This is a genomic window from Streptomyces sp. NPDC002795, from assembly GCF_042888725.1.
Taxonomy (GTDB): domain Bacteria; phylum Actinomycetota; class Actinomycetes; order Streptomycetales; family Streptomycetaceae; genus Streptomyces.
Genome location: NZ_JBIAQB010000001.1, coordinates 71,530 through 88,209, shown reverse-complemented (window position 1 = coordinate 88,209; position 16,680 = coordinate 71,530). Strand labels below are relative to the sequence as shown.

At 71.2% G+C, this 16,680-nt stretch carries 15 protein-coding genes; 11 read left to right on the top strand and 4 right to left on the bottom strand.

The features are described from left to right. The first annotated feature begins 97 nt into the window (after positions 1-97). Both ACFYWS_RS00365 and ACFYWS_RS00360 read left to right on the top strand, forming a co-directional pair. Positions 98-1,057, top strand: coding sequence for a LacI family DNA-binding transcriptional regulator (locus tag ACFYWS_RS00365; RefSeq protein ID WP_389269423.1), 960 nt, complete (start codon positions 98-100; stop codon positions 1,055-1,057). Between the two features lie 45 nt (positions 1,058-1,102). Continuing rightward, positions 1,103-2,278, top strand: coding sequence for a damage-control phosphatase ARMT1 family protein (locus ACFYWS_RS00360; RefSeq protein WP_389267860.1), 1,176 nt, complete (start codon positions 1,103-1,105; stop codon positions 2,276-2,278). A gap of 4 nt (positions 2,279-2,282) precedes the next feature. Here ACFYWS_RS00360 and ACFYWS_RS00355 read toward each other — a convergent pair whose 3' ends face one another. Further along, the gene (locus ACFYWS_RS00355) at positions 2,283-3,665 is read right to left on the bottom strand and encodes a sugar porter family MFS transporter (RefSeq protein WP_389267858.1); all 1,383 of its coding nucleotides are present in this window, start codon (positions 3,663-3,665) and stop codon (positions 2,283-2,285) included. 135 nt (positions 3,666-3,800) lie between these two features. On the opposite strand from ACFYWS_RS00355, the gene ACFYWS_RS00350 reads away from it, so the two are divergent. The 3 genes from ACFYWS_RS00350 (at position 3,801) to ACFYWS_RS00340 (ending at position 7,445) form a co-directional block, all read left to right on the top strand. Continuing rightward, entirely contained in the window at positions 3,801-5,003 is a 1,203-nt protein-coding gene (locus ACFYWS_RS00350) for an ROK family protein (RefSeq protein WP_389267856.1), read from the top strand. Positions 5,004-5,064: 61 nt separating this feature from the next. Beyond that, entirely contained in the window at positions 5,065-6,540 is a 1,476-nt protein-coding gene (locus tag ACFYWS_RS00345; protein WP_389269421.1) for a sulfatase-like hydrolase/transferase, read from the top strand. Continuing rightward, positions 6,537-7,445, top strand: coding sequence for a formylglycine-generating enzyme family protein (locus tag ACFYWS_RS00340; protein ID WP_389267854.1), 909 nt, complete (start codon positions 6,537-6,539; stop codon positions 7,443-7,445). The genes ACFYWS_RS00345 and ACFYWS_RS00340 overlap by 4 nt, the downstream gene beginning before the upstream one ends. Here ACFYWS_RS00340 and ACFYWS_RS00335 read toward each other — a convergent pair. Next, the gene (locus tag ACFYWS_RS00335; RefSeq protein ID WP_389267852.1) at positions 7,433-8,137 is read right to left on the bottom strand and encodes a B3/4 domain-containing protein; all 705 of its coding nucleotides are present in this window, start codon (positions 8,135-8,137) and stop codon (positions 7,433-7,435) included. The genes ACFYWS_RS00340 and ACFYWS_RS00335 overlap by 13 nt on opposite strands. A gap of 66 nt (positions 8,138-8,203) precedes the next feature. Further along, positions 8,204-9,040, bottom strand: a complete 837-nt coding sequence (locus tag ACFYWS_RS00330) for an EamA family transporter (protein WP_389267850.1) — start codon at positions 9,038-9,040, stop codon at positions 8,204-8,206. Positions 9,041-9,186: 146 nt separating this feature from the next. Here ACFYWS_RS00330 and ACFYWS_RS00325 point away from each other — a divergent pair, with 146 nt between their 5' ends. The 4 genes from ACFYWS_RS00325 to ACFYWS_RS00310 all read left to right on the top strand — a co-directional run bounded on the left by ACFYWS_RS00325 (position 9,187) and on the right by ACFYWS_RS00310 (position 13,574). Then, positions 9,187-9,759, top strand: coding sequence for a helix-turn-helix domain-containing protein (locus ACFYWS_RS00325; RefSeq protein ID WP_389267848.1), 573 nt, complete (start codon positions 9,187-9,189; stop codon positions 9,757-9,759). Between the two features lie 136 nt (positions 9,760-9,895). Further along, positions 9,896-11,320 (top strand): C4-dicarboxylate transporter DctA, encoded by a 1,425-nt coding sequence (dctA, locus tag ACFYWS_RS00320; RefSeq protein WP_389267846.1) that lies wholly within the window; start codon positions 9,896-9,898, stop codon positions 11,318-11,320. Between the two features lie 90 nt (positions 11,321-11,410). Then, positions 11,411-12,316 carry a LysR family transcriptional regulator gene (locus ACFYWS_RS00315; RefSeq protein ID WP_389267844.1) on the top strand — a complete coding sequence of 302 codons (906 nt, stop codon included), beginning with the start codon at positions 11,411-11,413 and terminating at the stop codon, positions 12,314-12,316. A gap of 175 nt (positions 12,317-12,491) precedes the next feature. After that, entirely contained in the window at positions 12,492-13,574 is a 1,083-nt protein-coding gene (locus ACFYWS_RS00310) for a tartrate dehydrogenase (RefSeq protein ID WP_389267842.1), read from the top strand. Positions 13,575-13,703: 129 nt separating this feature from the next. Here ACFYWS_RS00310 and ACFYWS_RS00305 read toward each other — a convergent pair whose 3' ends face one another. Beyond that, positions 13,704-14,780 (bottom strand): endonuclease/exonuclease/phosphatase family protein, encoded by a 1,077-nt coding sequence (locus ACFYWS_RS00305; RefSeq protein ID WP_389269419.1) that lies wholly within the window; start codon positions 14,778-14,780, stop codon positions 13,704-13,706. 101 nt (positions 14,781-14,881) lie between these two features. On the opposite strand from ACFYWS_RS00305, the gene ACFYWS_RS00300 reads away from it, so the two are divergent. Together ACFYWS_RS00300 and ACFYWS_RS00295 are read left to right on the top strand one after the other, a co-directional pair. Beyond that, a complete protein-coding gene (locus ACFYWS_RS00300) occupies positions 14,882-15,586 on the top strand; it encodes a response regulator transcription factor (RefSeq protein WP_389267840.1) in 705 nt (234 codons plus the stop codon). Next, positions 15,579-16,661 (top strand): sensor histidine kinase, encoded by a 1,083-nt coding sequence (locus tag ACFYWS_RS00295; protein WP_389267838.1) that lies wholly within the window; start codon positions 15,579-15,581, stop codon positions 16,659-16,661. The genes ACFYWS_RS00300 and ACFYWS_RS00295 overlap by 8 nt, the downstream gene beginning before the upstream one ends. The last annotated feature ends 19 nt before the right edge of the window (positions 16,662-16,680 follow it).

The window sequence follows — 16,680 nt, the reverse complement described above, 5'->3', positions numbered from 1 at the left end:
CGGCAAGGGGGAGACATTGGGCACGTCCGCGGCCGGTGCCGCCAAGGACCCGCATCCCACGGTGCGGGACGTCGCACAGCGGGCGCGGGTGAGCGCCATGACGGTCTCGCGTGTGCTGCGCGACGACCCCAAGGTGCTGCCCGCCACCGCGGAACGGGTGCGCGCCGCGGCCGCCGAACTCGGCTACCGGCGCAACGAGATGGCGCGCAGTCTGCGCCTGGGCAGCGGCACCGGCCTCGTCGGACTCGTCGTCACCAACCTCGCCAACCCCTTCTACTCCCGGCTCGCCCTCGGCGTCGACGCCGTCGTCGGCGGGCACGGACTGAAGACCGTCATCGGCAACACGGGACACGACCTCGACAGTGAGCGCGGACTCGTAGAGGACCTCGTGGCCCGCCGCGTCGACGGCATCATCGTGGTGCCCGCCGACGACGACCAGCGCCATCTCGCCGCCGCCGCGGCCGGTGGCGTGCCCGTCGTCGTCGCGAGCCGCCCCCCGAACGGCTTCGACGCCGACTGCGTTCTCGTCGACGACCACGGCGGCGCCCGCACCGTCACCCGGACACTCCTCGACGCAGGACACCACCGCATCGGCTTCCTCGGCTCGCCACCTGCCGTCTACACGGGCGCGGAACGTCTGCGCGGCTTCACCGACGCGCTCGCCGAGGCGGGCATCGACCGCGAGCCGCACTACGTACGCCTCGGACAGCAGCAGACGGCCGAGGCGACCCGCGCCGCGGCCGATCTCCTCGCCCTTCCCGAGCCGCCGACCGCGCTGTTCTGCTCCAACAACCGCAACACCATCGGCGCCTTCCGCGCCATCAGAGCCGCGGGCGCCGCCACCGCGCTCGCGGGTTTCGACGACTTCGAACTCGCCGACGTCCTCGGCCTGCCGCTGACCATCGCCGCGTACGACAGTGACGAACTCGGCAAGGAGGCGGGCCGGTTGCTCGTCTCGCGGCTCGGTGAGCGCGCGGCGGCGGGCGGCGGACAGGGCGGCACCCCGGCCGCCGCGCGGCGCGCCGTGGTGCCCACGACCCTCGTCCACTACGGCTAGGGTCGAAAACCCGCCCCGCCCCACCCCGTGAAGGACCCACCACCGATGCCGCACACCTCACCCGCCCCCGTCATCCACGGCAACGTACCCGGCTCCTTCGCGCGCAGTGTCCTCGCCGAGCGGCACCCCGCGCTCATCGAGAAGGTGCGGGCCGCCTTTCCGTACGGACCCGAGCAGCACCGCGCCCTGGACGCGCTCCTGCGGAACACGGCGGACGGCGTGATCGAGCCGCTGGGCGAAGAGGCGCACGACCGGGAGCGCTGGGACGCGTGGGGGAGCGAATGGTTCGGGACGTCGTGGTTCGACGCGCCGTTCCTGTGGGCGGAGAGCTACTTCTACCGCCAACTCCTCGACGCCGTCGGCTACTTCGGGCAAGGGTCCTGGCAGGGCGTCGATCCCTTCCGGCCGTTCAAGCAGGCCGAGCTCGACACCCCCGAGACCGACGCCGAGCTGGGTGCCGTCGACTGGCTCGGCTCCGTGTCCCTGGCGGAGCAGGAGCGCGGGCTGTTGCTCGGGTCGCTCTGGGGCAACCGCGCCGACCTCGGCTTCCGCGTCACCGCCGACGGCGCCGAACCGGGCGCCGACCCCCAGCTCGTCGCCGACGACTCCGAGGCGTTCTGGGCCGCGCTGCCGCGGGGAGGCGGCGCCACGCTGAGTCTTGTCGCGGACAACGCGGGGCGTGAACTCCTCGCCGACCTGCTGCTCGTCGACCACCTGCTCGCACACGGCCGTGTGGCACGCGTGACCGTGCAGCTCAAGCCGTACCCGTACTACGTCTCGGACGCCATGACCGCCGATGTCGTCGACTGTGTGCGGCGGCTGTACCGGGCGGGCGGCGCGGCGGCCGAGGCCGGCGGGCGGATCTGGGCGGCGCTGGGGGACGGCCGGATCGCCCTCCGCGCACACCCCTTCTCCTGCGCGCCGCTGCCGTACGCCGAGATGCCCGACGACCTGCGCGCCGAGTTCGCGGCGACGACGCTCACCGTGCTCAAGGGTGACCTCAACTACCGCCGCCTGGTGGGGGACCGCCTGTGGGAGCCCACCACGTCGTTCGCCGAGTGCACCGCGTACTGGCCGAACCCGGTGGTCGCGCTGCGCACACTCAAGTGCGACGTGATCACGGGCATCGAGCCGTCCACCCGGGACGCACTGGACGCCGCCGAACCGCACCAGAAGTGGCGGGTCAGCGGCGCCCACGCGCTCGTACAGGCCCGGATCTGAACCCTCAGGCCGCCGCGCGTTCCAGCGTCTCCAGGGACCGGCCCGCCGTCTCCCGGACGAACGCCGCCGTGAACGCGAACGCGAGGACGCAGATCCCCGCGAACAGCGCGAAGGCGACACCCGCCCCGGCCGTGAGCAGCACCGGGAAGACCAGCGAGACGGCGAAGTTGGCGGCCCAGTTCGTGCCCGAGCCGACACTCACGCCGACGCTGCGCACCCGCAGCGGGAACAGCTCCGGCAGCATCACCCACAGCAGCGGCGCCCAGCTCAGCGAGTAGGCCACCTTGAACACGGCGAGGCTCGCCACGGCCGCGACCTGGCCGAGCGTCTGGTGCAGCAGACCGAGCGAGAACACCGCGCACAGCGTGCTCATGCTGACGACCATCAGGACGAGCCCGGTGAGCAGCAGCGGCTTACGGCCGACCCGGTCGACCAGACGCCCCGTCACAAACGTCGTGACGATCGATAGGATGCCGAGCCCGACACTGTTGAGCAGCGCCGCCGAGTCCCCGAAACCGGCCGCCTTCAGGATCGTCGGCGCGTAGAAGACGATCGTGTTGGAGCCGATGATCTGCTGGATCACCGCCATCGCCACCGCGATGCACAGACCGCGCCGCACCCGGCGGTCGGCGAGCAGCTCCCGCAGGCGGCCCCGGCTCTCGTGCGCGCCGTGCGCGGCGGCGCTGATGTCCGCGAGTTCCGCCTCGGCCTCGTCCTCGGTGTGCAGGCGCAGCAGCACGGTGCGGGCCTCGTCGTCGCGGCCGTGTGCGACGAGCCACCGTGGTGTCTCCGGCTGCGTCCACATCCCGGCGAACAGCACGGCCGCGGGGACGATCGCGAGCCCCAGCATCCAGCGCCAGGCGCCCGCGTCGGACAGCAGGTAGGCGATGAGGTACGACACGAAGATGCCGACCGCGATCATCATCTGGTTGAGCGTCGACACCCGGCCTCGGATGGCGGTCGGGGCCAGCTCGGAGAGATAGCTGGGGATCACGGACGAGGAGAGGCCGACGGCCACACCCGTGATGACACGGAACGCGATGAGCGTCCAGGGCCCCGTCGCCACCGCCATACCGAGCGCCCCCGCGCCGAAGACCACGGCCGTGCAGAGCATGACCGGGCGGCGCCCCCAGCGGTCGGTGGCGGGTCCCGCCGCGAAGCATCCCGCGATGGCGCCGATCATCAGCGAACTGACGAACGCGCCCTGCATCCACGCGCTCAGACCCAGATCACGGGTGAGGAACAGCTGGGCGCCCGCCACGATCCCCATGTCGTACCCGGACAGCAGACCGCCGAAGGCGCCACAGAGATAGAGCAGAAGCGTGCGGCGTGAACGGACGTCCGCGCCCGGTGCGTCGGACACCGAGGTCCGGGTGACGGCAGGCATGACGAGCTCCCTTGCTGTTCGGCTCCGCCTCATTAGCGTCAAGACTCCGACGAAAATCAAGGGGTGGCGACCAGCGCTTTTGATTTCTGTCGCGAGTCTTGACGTAAATGCGGGAGGCGGGGGAGTATCCGACCCATGGCAGTGGTCAAACACCCCACCGGGAACCCCACAGTGCTGCGCCAGTTGCGGTACGGGAACGTGGAGCGGGTCCTCCAGGTGCTGCGCAGGCAGGGCCCCATCAGCAGGGCCGATGTGGCCACCGTCACGGGACTGTCCCGCACCACGCTCTCCGGCATCGTCGGACAGCTGATCTCCGACGGCGTCGTGACCGAGGAGCCCGCGGGCCCGCCCTCGGGCCGCGGCCGCCCGGTGCACCGGCTCACGCTCAACCCGCGCTCCGCGCAGGCGGTCGGCATCGAGGTGGGCCGCGAGCGCATCACGGTCGCGATCGCCAACGCGGCGCACGAGGTCACCGCCTTCGCCGGCACCCACCACGCGCAGCGCTCCACAGCCCGCGAGCAGGCGGCCGCCGCCCTCGACCTGCTGCGCGAACTCGCCGCCCGTGAAGGCATCGACCTCGCGGGACTCGGCGGCGTCGGCATCGGCACACCGGGTCCCGGAGACACCACCGAGCGACGGCAGACCGTCGCCGACGCCGTCGCCGAAGCCCTCGATGTGCCCGTCCTCGCCGACAACAACACGCGGCTCGCCGCGCTCGGCGAGGCCATCTGGGGCGCGGCCCGCGGCGCGGGCGACGCCCTGCACCTCACGCTCTCGTACGGCATCGGCGGCGGCCTCGTCGCCGGCGGCCTGCTGTTCCGTGGCGCGCGGGGCGCGGCGGGCGAGCTCGGACACATCAGCGTCGACGCCGAAGGGGCGCGCTGCTGGTGCGGAGGGCACGGCTGCCTGGAGCAGGTCGCCGCCGTGCCCGCGCTGCTGCGGGCGGCCGGGCGGCGCAGCTGGGACCGGTTCACGCAGGCCCTCGCGGCCGGCGAGGACACCGAGTGCGCCGTCGTCGAACGCGCGGCCCTCGCCGTCGGCCGGGCCCTCGCGGCGGCCTCCAGCACCGCCAACCCGCGCCGCATCGTCCTCGGCGGCGAGGTCGCCGAGCTCGGCCCGGTCTTCCTCGGCCCCGTCGAGGACGCCTTCCGGCGGTACACCGCGACCCGCGTCCACCGCGGCGTGGAACTCCTGCCGGCCGCGCTCGGCGAGCGCTCCGGCGCGCTCGGCGCGCTCGCCCTCGTCTTCCACGAGTCACCGCTGCTCGCGGGGTACGCGGTGGCCGACGCGGCGCCCGGTGCCGAAGCCGCGGGGGAAGCCGCCACCCACGCCTCGTAGTACCTGTCCTGACCCGAACCACCCCTCGTACGATCCGAAAGGCACCGCCGTGCGCCACAACATGCTCTTTTTGATGACCGACCAGCACCGGGTCGACACCCTCGGTGCCTACGGCAACCCGCACGTGCGCACCCCGAACCTCGACCGGATCGCCGCCGAGGGCACCCGCTTCGACAGCTGCTACACACCCACCGCCATCTGCACCCCGGCCCGCGCCAGCCTGCTCACCGGAGCGGCCCCCTTCCGGCACAAGCTGCTCGCCAACTACGAGCGGAACGTGGGGTACTTGGAGGACCTCGCCGACGGCCAGTTCACCTTCGCCGAGCAACTGAAGGGCGACGGCTACAACCTCGGCCTGATGGGCAAGTGGCACGGCGGCGTCCAGCGCACCGCCGCCGACTACGGCTTCGAGGGACCGAACCTGGAGGGCTGGCACAACCCCGTCGACCACCCCGACTACCTCGACTACCTCAAGGAGCGGGGCCTGCCCGAGTACGCGATCAGCGACCGGATGCGCGGCACCACCCCCAACGGCAGCCCCGGCAACCTCCTCGCGGCCCGCCTCCACCAGCCCGTCGAGGCCACCTTCGAGTACTACCTCGCCACCCGCACCATCGAAATGCTCCGCCGGTTCGCCGAGGACGAGCGCGGCGGCGAGGGCGACCCGTTCTTCCTCGCCACCCACTTCTTCGGCCCGCACCTGCCGTACATCCTGCCGAACGAGTACTTCGACATGTACGACCCGGAACTCGTCGAGCTGCCCGCCTCCATGGCCGAGACGTTCGCCAACAAGCCGCCGGTGCAGAGCAATTACAGCCAGCTGTGGGCCTTCGACACCATGCCGCTGGAGGACAGCCGCAAGCTGATAGCCGCCTACTGGGGCTATGTCACCCTCATCGACGAGCAGATCGGCCGCATCATGCAGGCCGTGCGTGACCTCGGCCTCGACGAGCGCACCGCCGTCTGCTTCACCGCCGACCACGGCGAGTTCACCGGCGCCCACCGCCTGCACGACAAGGGCCCCGCCATGTACGAGGACATCTACCGCATCCCCGGACTGCTCCGCGTCCCCGGCGGCGAGGCGGGCCAGGTCCGCGACGAGTTCGTCTCCCTCACCGACTACACGGCGACCATCCTGGAGCTCGCCGGAGCCGACGCCGCCCCGGCCGTCGACAGCCGCAGCCTGCTGCCGCTGGCCCGCGGCGAGCACCCTCAGTGGGACGAGCACCACCTCGCGGAGTACCACGGCCACCACTTCCCGTACCCTCAGCGCATGCTGCGCACCCGCCGCTACAAGCTCGTCGTCAACCCCGAGTCCCACAACGAGCTGTACGACCTCCGGGCCGACCCGGACGAGCTGCAGAACCGCTACGCGCACCCCGAACTGCGCGAGGTGCGCACGGAGTTGATGCACCGCCTGTACCACCTGCTGCGCGACCGCGGCGACAACTTCTACCACTGGATGACACCGATGTACGACGTGCCGACCGACTACGACACGACGCTGTCGGCGTTCGAGTCGGAGGGCGTGGCGTGAAGAGCTGCTGCTCGCCCTCGCGTGAGGGCGGCCCGGAGGCCACCGACGGGGGACCGGTCACCCTCACCCTCACGCCCAGCGACGAATCGGCCTACGCCACCCGCGTCGACCTCCCCGGCGGCACCTTCCGCATGGGCAGCGAGGACTCCGACGCGAACCCCGGGGACGCGGAAGGGCCGGTGCGCTCCGTCCGTGTGAAGGCCTTCGCCATCGACGCGTACGCCGTCACCACCGCCCGCTTCGCCGCGTTCGTCGAGGCGACCGGGCATCGCACCGAGGCCGAACGCTTCGGCTGGAGCTACGTGTTCGCGAAGTTCCTCCCGGGCCACCTGCGCAAGATCTCACCGCGCCCCGACGCCACTCCGTGGTGGTGCGGGGTGGAGGGCGCGACCTGGTGCGCCCCGGAAGGCCCCGGAAGCGACCTCGAAGGCCGTTGGGACCACCCGGTCACCCACGTCGGCTGGGCCGACGCCGCCGCCTTCGCGGAGTGGGCGGGCGGCCGACTGCCCACCGAGGCCGAGTGGGAGTACGCGGCGCGCGGCGGCCTCGACCAGGCCCGCTACGCCTGGGGCGACGAACTGACCCCCGGGGCTGAGCACATGTGCAACATCTGGCAGGGCACCTTCCCCACCAAGAACACCGCAGAGGACGGCTACGCGGGCACGGCCCCCGTCCACGCCTACCAGCCCAACGGCTACGGCCTCCACAACGTCGCCGGCAACGTGTGGGAGTGGAACGCCGACCTGTGGGAGCCGGGCGGAGACACCAACACCCGCGTCATGCGCGGCGGCTCGTACCTCTGCCACCACTCGTACTGCAACCGCTACCGCGTGGCCGCCCGCACCTCCAACACGGCGGACAGCACATCGGGCAACACGGGTTTCCGGGTGGTCTACTCCGCCTGAGCCCCGGCGGCGACGTACTCCACCGTGACCTGCTCGGCGTGCGCGGCGAGCAGGTCACGCAGGTCCTCGGCCGCCGCCTTGAGAAGATGCCCGTCGCGCTCCGCGTGCAGCGTCTCCAGGAGGAACGCGACGCGGGTCGAGTCCTCGGTGACACACGTGCGGTGGGCGTCCCGGTGGTTCCAGTGCCGGGTCAGTACGCCGGTGGAGTCGACGTAGATGATCTCGCCGGGCTTGGGGTGCTCGACGGTGTCGGGCTCGCCGAGCGGCGTGAACTCCTCGGTGCCGTCGGCGTAGCGGATATCCACCACGTCGCCGGTGACGTGGTCCAGGTCGAAGGCTCCGGCGGGCAGGCCGTGCCGTACGGAGACGACGTTGTAGGAGTCGACCGCCGGGTTGATGCGCGGCAGCGCGCCCTTCTTCGCCATGCGGCGGCCGAGCGCGTCGACGCTGGGCCGGATGCGGCGCGGGTTGGTGCCGAAGGAGCGGTACGCGGTGTGCCACGCCTCAATGCGGGGGTCGGACTCGTCGGCGGGCTGCCAGGAGCCGTCGGACAGCTCGCGCTCCAGGTCGTCGACGGAGGTGACGGTCTGTGGCCAGGGCTCGCGCCCGCGCAGACCGGTGGCCGTGACGACGGCGATGCGGGTGTCCGGGAACGCGTCGGCGACGGCCGGGGTGAGGTGGAAGACGGGCATCGGATGACTCCGTATCTGGGTGTGCGAGCTGTCTGGGTGTGCGAGCTGTCTGGGTGTAAGAGCGGTTCAGGTGAGGGCGAGGAGGCTGACGGCGACGGCGGCCGTGCCCAGGCCGACCAGCTGCCCACGGTGGATCCGTTCCGCCAGCACGCCGCGCGCCAGCAGCACCGTACCGGCCGGGTAGAGGGCGGTGATCACGGCGACGACGGTGAGGTCTCCACTGCGCGCGGCCAGCAGGAACAGCAGGTTCGCGATCGAGTCGAGCACGCCCGCGGCCGCCGAGATCCCGTACGCGGGCTTCTCCGCCCCGAGCCGCCGGTGCAGCACCGCGGCGGCGCCCAGCGTGACGGCCGACGACACCGCCCGGCCGACGATCAGCGGCGCCACGCCGCTGTCCGACGGCGCCTGGTGCAGACAGACCAGTTGCAGCGCGATGGCCGCGCCCGCCCCGAAGGCGAGCAGCAGCGCCGTGCGCGAAGGGCGGGACGAGCCGGCGCCGCTCCCGGCGCTGACCAGCACCACGGCGATGAGCGCGAGCGGCAGCCCGACGAGCCCCGCGGTGGCGAGGTGCTCGCCTTGAAGCAGCCCCACGGTGACCGGCAGTGCGGCGGACACCAGCGCCGTCACGGGGGACAGCACGTTCATCGGCCCGATGGCGAGGGTCTTGTAGAGCAGCGCGAACGCGGCGGCCGACGCCACACCGGAGGCCACGCCCCAGCCGACGGCGCCGGAACTGAACGAGGCGCCGAGGAACGGCCAGAGCAGCAGCTCGACCGCGAGGCTGGCGGGCGCCGCGACCATCACGGTGCGCAGTACATGCGCCTTCCGGGCGCCGAGGCCGCCGAGGAAGTCGGCGCATCCGTAGGCGAGAGAGCTGCCCAGGGCCAGCAGCAGAGCGATCACGAAACGATTCCTTGCCATCTTTGTAAGTCGTGTTTGTGCTTCAGTGGAACGACCAAACCGTACAGTGGACCGACCGTGATGTGTCAACCGAACGACCGCGCGGTACATTCCACTAGCCAGTCGGTGGTGAAGCGGAAGGTGGTCAGGTGACCGAGACAGAGGCAGCCCTGCGCTCGCTCGCGCACAACGTCAGAACGGCCCGCACCCGCGCGGGACTCTCCCTGGACGAGCTCGGCCGCCGCGCCAAGGTCAGCAAGGGCGCCCTGGTCGGCCTGGAGAAGGCGCAGGGCAATCCGAACTTCGCCACCCTGGTCCGGCTCGCCGACACCCTCGGTGTCTCGGTGTCCGCCCTGATGGAGGGCCCGGCCGAAGGGCGTGTGCGCGTCGTGTCCGCAGGCGAGGTCATGCCGCTGTGGGCGGGGGAGCGGGGCGGGGAGGCCCGGCTCATGCTGACCACCACGGGCCAGGCCCCGGTCGAGGTGTGGCGCTGGCTCCTCGAGCCGGGCGAGGAGTATCCCAGCCACCCCCACCAGGCCGGCGTCGTCGAGACGGTGAGCGTCACCAGCGGCCGTATGGTCCTCGTCGTCGACGGCGCCGAACATCCCGTGGCGGCCGGCCAGACCGCCACCTTCGACGGGGACGCCGCACACACCTACCGGGGTGCGGGCGAGGAGACCTGTCGGCTGATCATGACGGTGCAGCTGCCGCCGGGGTCATAGGCGCCACCTATCCGGGGCATCGATTTTTGGTCGTGGACCTCCGTGCGCGCAAACCGCTTCACTGACGCGGTAGTTGGGGTGGCGCCGGACGGGCCCGGTGTCAGCGGATCCCAGCCGTGCCCGGATGGAGGTTGCAATGACGCATGCCCCGGACGCCGCCGCAGGCGCCACCACTGTGGTGAAGGCCAAGCCGTGGTACCGGCAGCTCTATGTGCAGGTGCTGGCGGCGATCGTCGTCGGCGTCGTGCTCGGCTGGCGGTGGCCCGACCTGGGCACCGCGATGGAACCGGTCGGCACGACCTTCGTCACGGCGATGAAGATGCTGATCGGCCCGATCGTCTTCCTGACCATCATCGGCGGCATCGCGGGCGTCGCCGACCTCAAGAAGGTGGGTCGCACGGGCGTCAAGGCGCTCGTCTACTTCCAGGTCGGCACGATCGTGGCGCTCGGCTTCGGGCTCCTCGCCATCAACCTGTTCCCGCTCGGCGACGGCGTGCACGCGGATGTCGGCGGCCTTCAGACCTCGGGCGAGGCGAGCAAGTACGTACAGGAGGGCGAGACCCAGCACTGGTGGGAGTTCCTCACCCACCTGGTCCCCGACAGCTTCTTCGGCGCGTTCGTCGAAGGTGACATCCTCCAGGTCATCTTCCTCGCCGTGATCTTCGGGATCGCCCTCAAGATGGTCGGCCCGGTCGGCGAGCCGATCATCGCGTCCGTCAACCGCCTCACCGAGGTGGTCTTCAAGGTCCTGTCGTTCGTGATGAAGGCGGCCCCGCTGGGCGCCTTCGGCGCGATGGCCTTCGCGATCGGCAAGTTCGGCCTGTCCACGCTGACCAGCCTCGGCTCGCTGATCCTGCTGTTCTACGTCACGTCCATCGTGTTCGTCGTCGTGGTCCTCGGTGCCGTCCTGTCCCTGTACGTGAAGCTGAACCTCTTCCAACTGCTGCGCCACTTCAAGGAAGAGCTGCTGCTCGTCCTCGGCACCTCGACGGCCGAGCCCGCACTGCCGGGCCTGATGCGCAAGCTGCAGTTCATGGGAGTCGACCGCTCAACGGTCGGCCTGGTGGTGCCGACCGGCTACAGCTTCAACCTCGACGGCGCCGCGATCTACCTCTCGCTCGCCTCGCTCTACATCGCCCAGGCGACCGACACGACGCTCTCCTTCGGTCAGCAACTCGGCCTGCTGGCCGTCATGTTGCTGACCTCCAAGGGGGCGGCCGGGGTCGCGGGCGGCGGGTTCATCGCACTGACCGCGACCCTGTCGACCGTCGGACATGTGCCCGTCGCGGGCATCATGCTGATCTTCGGCATCGACAAGTTCATGTCCGAGTGCCGCGCCCTGGTCAACTTCTGCGGAAACGCCGTCGCCACCCTCGTCGTCGCCCGCTGGGAGAACGCGCTGGACCTGAAGCGGGCACGGCGGGTCCTGGCGGGGGAGAAGGTCGAGGAGCTCCCCGCGGAGGCACCTCCGGTCGACGCGCCTGTGGCCGACGCGCCCGTGGCCGATGCGGCGACGGAGCCCCTGCGGAAGGCGGTGCCGGCGCCCGCCCCACCGGCCTGAACCGCGGCCGCCCGTCCCACCCCTCCCCGCAAGAGAGCCCTGTCGACCTGTCGATAGGTTGCCCTGATGGCAGCAGGCGGAGGAGGCAGAATGGACGCGCGGCAACTGCAGTACTTTCTCGCCATCGTGGAGCACGGCGGCTTCAGCAGGGCCGCCGCCGCGCTTCACGTGGCGCAGCCGTCGTTGTCGCAGGCGATGGCCAACCTGGAGGCCGACCTGGGCGTCTCCCTCTTCCACCGGATGGGCCGCGGCGTCGTCCTGAGCGAGGCAGGCGCCGAACTCCTGGAGCCGAGCCGCCGCGTGCTGCGCGACCTGGCCGCCGTACGCGAGCGGGCCGCGGCCCTCACCGGACTCGGCAGCGGCACCGTGGAAGTGGCCACCATGCCCTCACCCGGCATCGAGCCCATGGCCACGCTGATCCACCGGTTCGCCCAGCTGCACCCCGACGTCACGATCAGCACCCGCGCCGCCTTCACGCCCGAGGAGACCGTCGAAATGGTCCGCAGCGGCGCCTGCGAGCTGGGGCTGCTCGGCGCCGACAAACCGGTGACCGCGCCCGGCATCGACATGCTGCCGGTGGAGGAGCAGCCGTTCGTCGTCGTCGGCGCGGCCGACGGGCCCTTCTCCGACGGCGCCGTGCTGCACCCCCAGGACCTGGCCGGACACAAGCTGATCGCGTCCCGGACCGGCAGCCTGATGCGCAGCATCGTCGACGACATCACCGCCCGCGGCGGGGACACCGAGATCGTCGCCGTCGTCGACCACCGCACCTCCATCCTTCCGCTCGTGCTCACCGGCGTGGGCGTCGCCGTGCTGCCCGCCGCCTGGACCCGCCTCGCCCGCCGCTGCGGCCTCGCGGTCGCCTCACTCGTACCGACCGCGCACCTGCACGTCGCCATGATCAGCCTGCCCGCGCACCTGACACCCGGGGCGCGCGCCTTCCTTGAACTGACCCGCTCCCTGGCAGAGCGCCGAGCGCGAACCCCGTCGACGTAACGCCCCCGGGCCGGACACGGCACCTATCAGTCGCGCCTATGTGTCGCATCGGAACCATGTCTTGGACGCCCCGCGGACCGGCCTGTTGACTCGGGATCACACCAACCGCCGCCCGGCCAGGCGCTCTTGAGCACCACCTTGAGCACGGGCGTTTCCCGTACACCTGGAGGCCCTCGTGTCCGAGCTCCGCACCTTCCGCATCGCCGCCATCCCCGCCGACGGCGTCGGCACCGAGGTCGTGGCGGCGGGGCGCGCCGTCCTCGACGCCCTCGCCGCCGGCTCCGACGGCACCTTCGCCTTCGACTGGCAGGAGTTCGACTGGGGCTGCGAGTACTACGCCCGTACCGGCAAGATGATGGCCGACGACGGCCTGGAGCAGCTGAAGGACTTCGACGCCATCTACTTCGGCGCGGTCGGCTGGCCTTCGGTCCCCGACGACGTCAGCCTGTGGGGCCTGCGCCTGAAGATCTGCCAGAACTTCGACCAGTGGGCCAACGTCCGCCCCGTGCACTTCCTGCCCGGCGTTCTCAGCCCGCTGCGCAAGGCCGACGACACCGAACTCGACTGGGTCGTCGTCCGCGAGAACAGCGAGGGCGAGTACGCGGGTCTCGGCGGCCGCAACCTGTCCGGGCGCGGCCCCGGCGGCGAAGTGGCCGTCCAGTCCTCCCTGTTCACCGAGGTCGGCTGCGAGCGCATCATCCGCTTCGCCTTCGACCTGGCCCGCACCCGCAGCCGCCGCAAGGTCTCCTCCGTCACCAAGTCGAACGCCCAGCAGTACGGGATGGTGCTGTGGGACGACGTCTTCAAGCGGGTCGCAGCGGAGTACCCGGACGTGGAGACGGAGAGCGTGCTGGTCGACGCCATGTCCGCGAAGTTCGTGCTCAAGCCCGAGGACCTGTCGGTCGTCGTCGCCTCGAACCTGAACGCCGACATCCTCTCCGACCTCGGCAGCGCCCTCGCCGGCAGTCTCGGTCTCGCGGCCAGCGCCAATCTCAACCCCGAGCGGCGCTTCCCGAGCATGTTCGAGCCGGTGCACGGCTCCGCGCCCGACATCGCGGGCCAGGGCCTCGCCAACCCGATCGGCGCGGTCGGCAGCGCGGCCCTGATGCTGGAGCACTTCGGCCTGCCCGACCAGGCGGCCCGCCTGCACAAGGCAATCGAGACCGTCACCGGAGCCGGGACCCTCACCCGTGACGTCGGCGGCACCGCCACCACCGAGGACGTCACCAAGGCACTGATCGACGCGCTGGGCAACTGACCCCGCACGACGGCACCACGATCGTCCCGGCCGGTCCTCGGGTCGCGCCGACCGGCCGGGACGGCCGCTCCGAAGCGGCCACCCAAGTGCCGGGCCCTCCTCATGGCAGGGCCCGGCACTCGCCGTTGCCTACCAGCTGACCCCGGCCGCCACCGGCCGGTGGTCACTGCCGGTCGCGGGCAGCACCCAGGAGCTGTCCGCCGTGACACCCCGGACCAGGATCTGGTCGATGCGCACCACTGGGAAGCCCGCCGGATAACTGAAGCCGAAGCCTTCGCCGGCCTCCTCCTGAGCCGAGTCCAGCCGCGAGGTGAGACCGTCGAAGGCGCGGTCGTCCGTGCTGCCGTTGAGGTCGCCGAGCAGCACCACCCGCTCGTTGCCCTCGGCCGCGATCGCCTCGGCGAGGGCCCGCGCGTTACGGTCCCGGCTCTCCGTCCAGAAACCGGTGCGGGGCATGACGCGTACCGAGCCGAGGTGGGCCACGTACACGGCCACCGGCCCGTCGTCCGTGGTCACCGTGGCGCGCAGCGCCCGGTTGGATGGCAGCTTCTCGGCGGCCGACTTGGTGGCACCCAGCGGCCCGACGTCCTGCTGGAGGTCGACCGTCGCGGTGTCCGACAACGGCAGCCTGCTCCACAATCCGACGGTGCCCCGCACGGTGTGATGCGGATACGCCTCGGCCAGCTCCTTCTCGTACGTGCCCCGGGCCTGCGCCGTGATCTCTTCGAGAGCGAGCACATCGGCCCCGGAGGCCGCCAGATCATGGGCGGTGCCCGCGGGGTCACGGTTGTCGGCGCCGACGTTGTGGCTGACGACGGTGAGGTCACTGCCGTCCGCGTGTGCCGTGCCGGCGAGCACACCGCCGAAGAGCCCCGTCCACACCACGGCCGGCAGCAGCACCGCCAGCACGGCGGAAGCGGAACGCCGCCCCAGTGCTCCGGCCAGCAGCACCGGCACGAAGAGTCCGAACCACGGCAGGAAGGTGTCCACCAGACTGCCCAGGCCCCCGCGATCCGTGACCCACCCGTGCAGCAGCAGAAGCAGCCCGAGCAGCAACGCGAGGGCCGCGAGCACCCGGCCGCGCTTCCAGGGGCCGGGCCGACGTAGAACGTGACTCCGTCGGCGGAGGCGTCCGTCGCCGCCTGACGGAGGGTTTTGAGCAGGTCCGCCGATGGCGGGGAGCGGCGGGTTCTTCCGGCGAGTCATGGGGATGCGAGTCATGCCGCCAGTCAAGGCAGCGCGATGTTGCCGGAACGTCTGCGCTTTTCGATATGCCGACGATATGGGGCGACTTCTAGCATCGAGGCATGCGAGTGCTGATCGTCGAGGACGAGCCCTACATGGCTGAGGCCATCCGCGACGCCCTGCGTCTGGAAGCGATCGCCGCCGACATCGCCGGCGACGGCACCACCGCTCTCGACCTGCTCGGCGTCAACACATACGACATCGCCGTCCTCGACCGCGACATCCCCGGCCCGTCCGGTGACGACGTCGCCCAGCACATCGTCGAGTCCGGCAGCGGCATGCCGATCCTGATGCTGACCGCGGCCGCCCGTCTCGACGACAAGACCACCGGCTTCGAACTCGGCGCCGACGACTACCTCACCAAGCCCTTCGAGATGCCCGAGCTCGTGCTCAGACTGCGCGCCCTCGACCGCAGACGTGCCCACAGCCGTCCTCCCGTACGAGAAATCGCGGGCCTGCGCGTCGATCCGTTCCGCAGAGAGGTGTACAGGGACGGCCGCTTCGTCGGGCTCACGCGCAAGCAGTTCGCCGTTCTTGAAGTGCTCGTCGCCGCCGAGGGCGGAGTGATCAGCGCCGAGGAGCTGCTCGAACGGGCGTGGGACGAGCACGCGGATCCGTTCACCAACGCGGTGCGCATCACGGTCTCGGCCCTGCGCAAGCGTCTCGGCGAGCCGTGGATCATCGCGACCGTGCCGGGAGTCGGCTATCGCATCGAGGAGGCGCGGAGCGGGGGAGACGGTCGTGCACAGGGAGGCGGTCGTGCCTAGGGAGCCGGGGCCGAGCGTCCGGCTCAAACTGACGTTGAGCTACACCGGTTTCCTCCTGCTCGCCGGTGGCGTGCTGCTCGTCGCCATCGGAGTGTTCCTGGTACGGCAGAATTGGTTGCAGACCAACGAGCAGGGTGCTTGGAGAGCCACTCCGGGCACCAGTTTCGTGCGTGGTTTCGCGCCAACGGCAGCCGCGGTCATGGGGTTTCTCCTGATCTTCGGCCTCGTGGGCGGATGGTTCCTCGCCGGCCGCATGCTCGCTCCTCTGGACCGGATCACCCGTGCCACGCGCACGGCCGCGGCTGGATCGCTCTCGCACCGGATCCAACTGCCGGGTCGCCAGGACGAGTTCCGTGAACTCGCCGACGCGTTCGACGCGATGCTCACCCGGCTTGAGGCACACGTCGACGAACAGCGGCGCTTCGCGGGCAACGCCTCCCACGAACTGCGCACCCCGCTCGCGATCTCGAAGTCCCTGCTCGACGTGGCCCGCGCTGATCCCACCCGCGACACCGGCGAACTCATCGACCGCCTCACCACCGTCAACACCAGGGCCATCGACCTCACCGAGGCGCTGCTCCTGATGAGCCGCGCCGAGCAGCGCTCTTTCACACCGCAGGACGTCGATCTGTCCCTCATGGCGGAGGACGCCACCGAATCACTGCTGCCGCTCGCGGAGAAGCAGCGCGTCGCCCTGGAGACCAGGGGCGACATCGCGCCGACGACGGGTTCCCCGGCGCTCCTGCTGCAGTTGGCCGTCAACCTCGTGCACAACGCGATCGTCCACAACGTGCCCAGCGGCGGCACCGTGCGGGTCACCACGCAGGTCCGTCCCGGGCGCGTCGCCCTCGTCGTCGAGAACACCGGCGAGCGGATCACCCCGGAGCAGGCCGCCACGCTCACCGAACCCTTCCGGCGCGGCACCGAACGCATCCACGCCGACCAGGTGGGATCCGGCCTCGGCCTGGCCATCGTCAAGACGATCGTGCAGGCCCACGACGGCACGCTCACCCTCACCCCACGCCCCTCCGGAGGCCTGCGCGTCACCGTGGAACTCCCGGCAGCCGCCCTGTGAGGTAGGCCACCGGCGACGT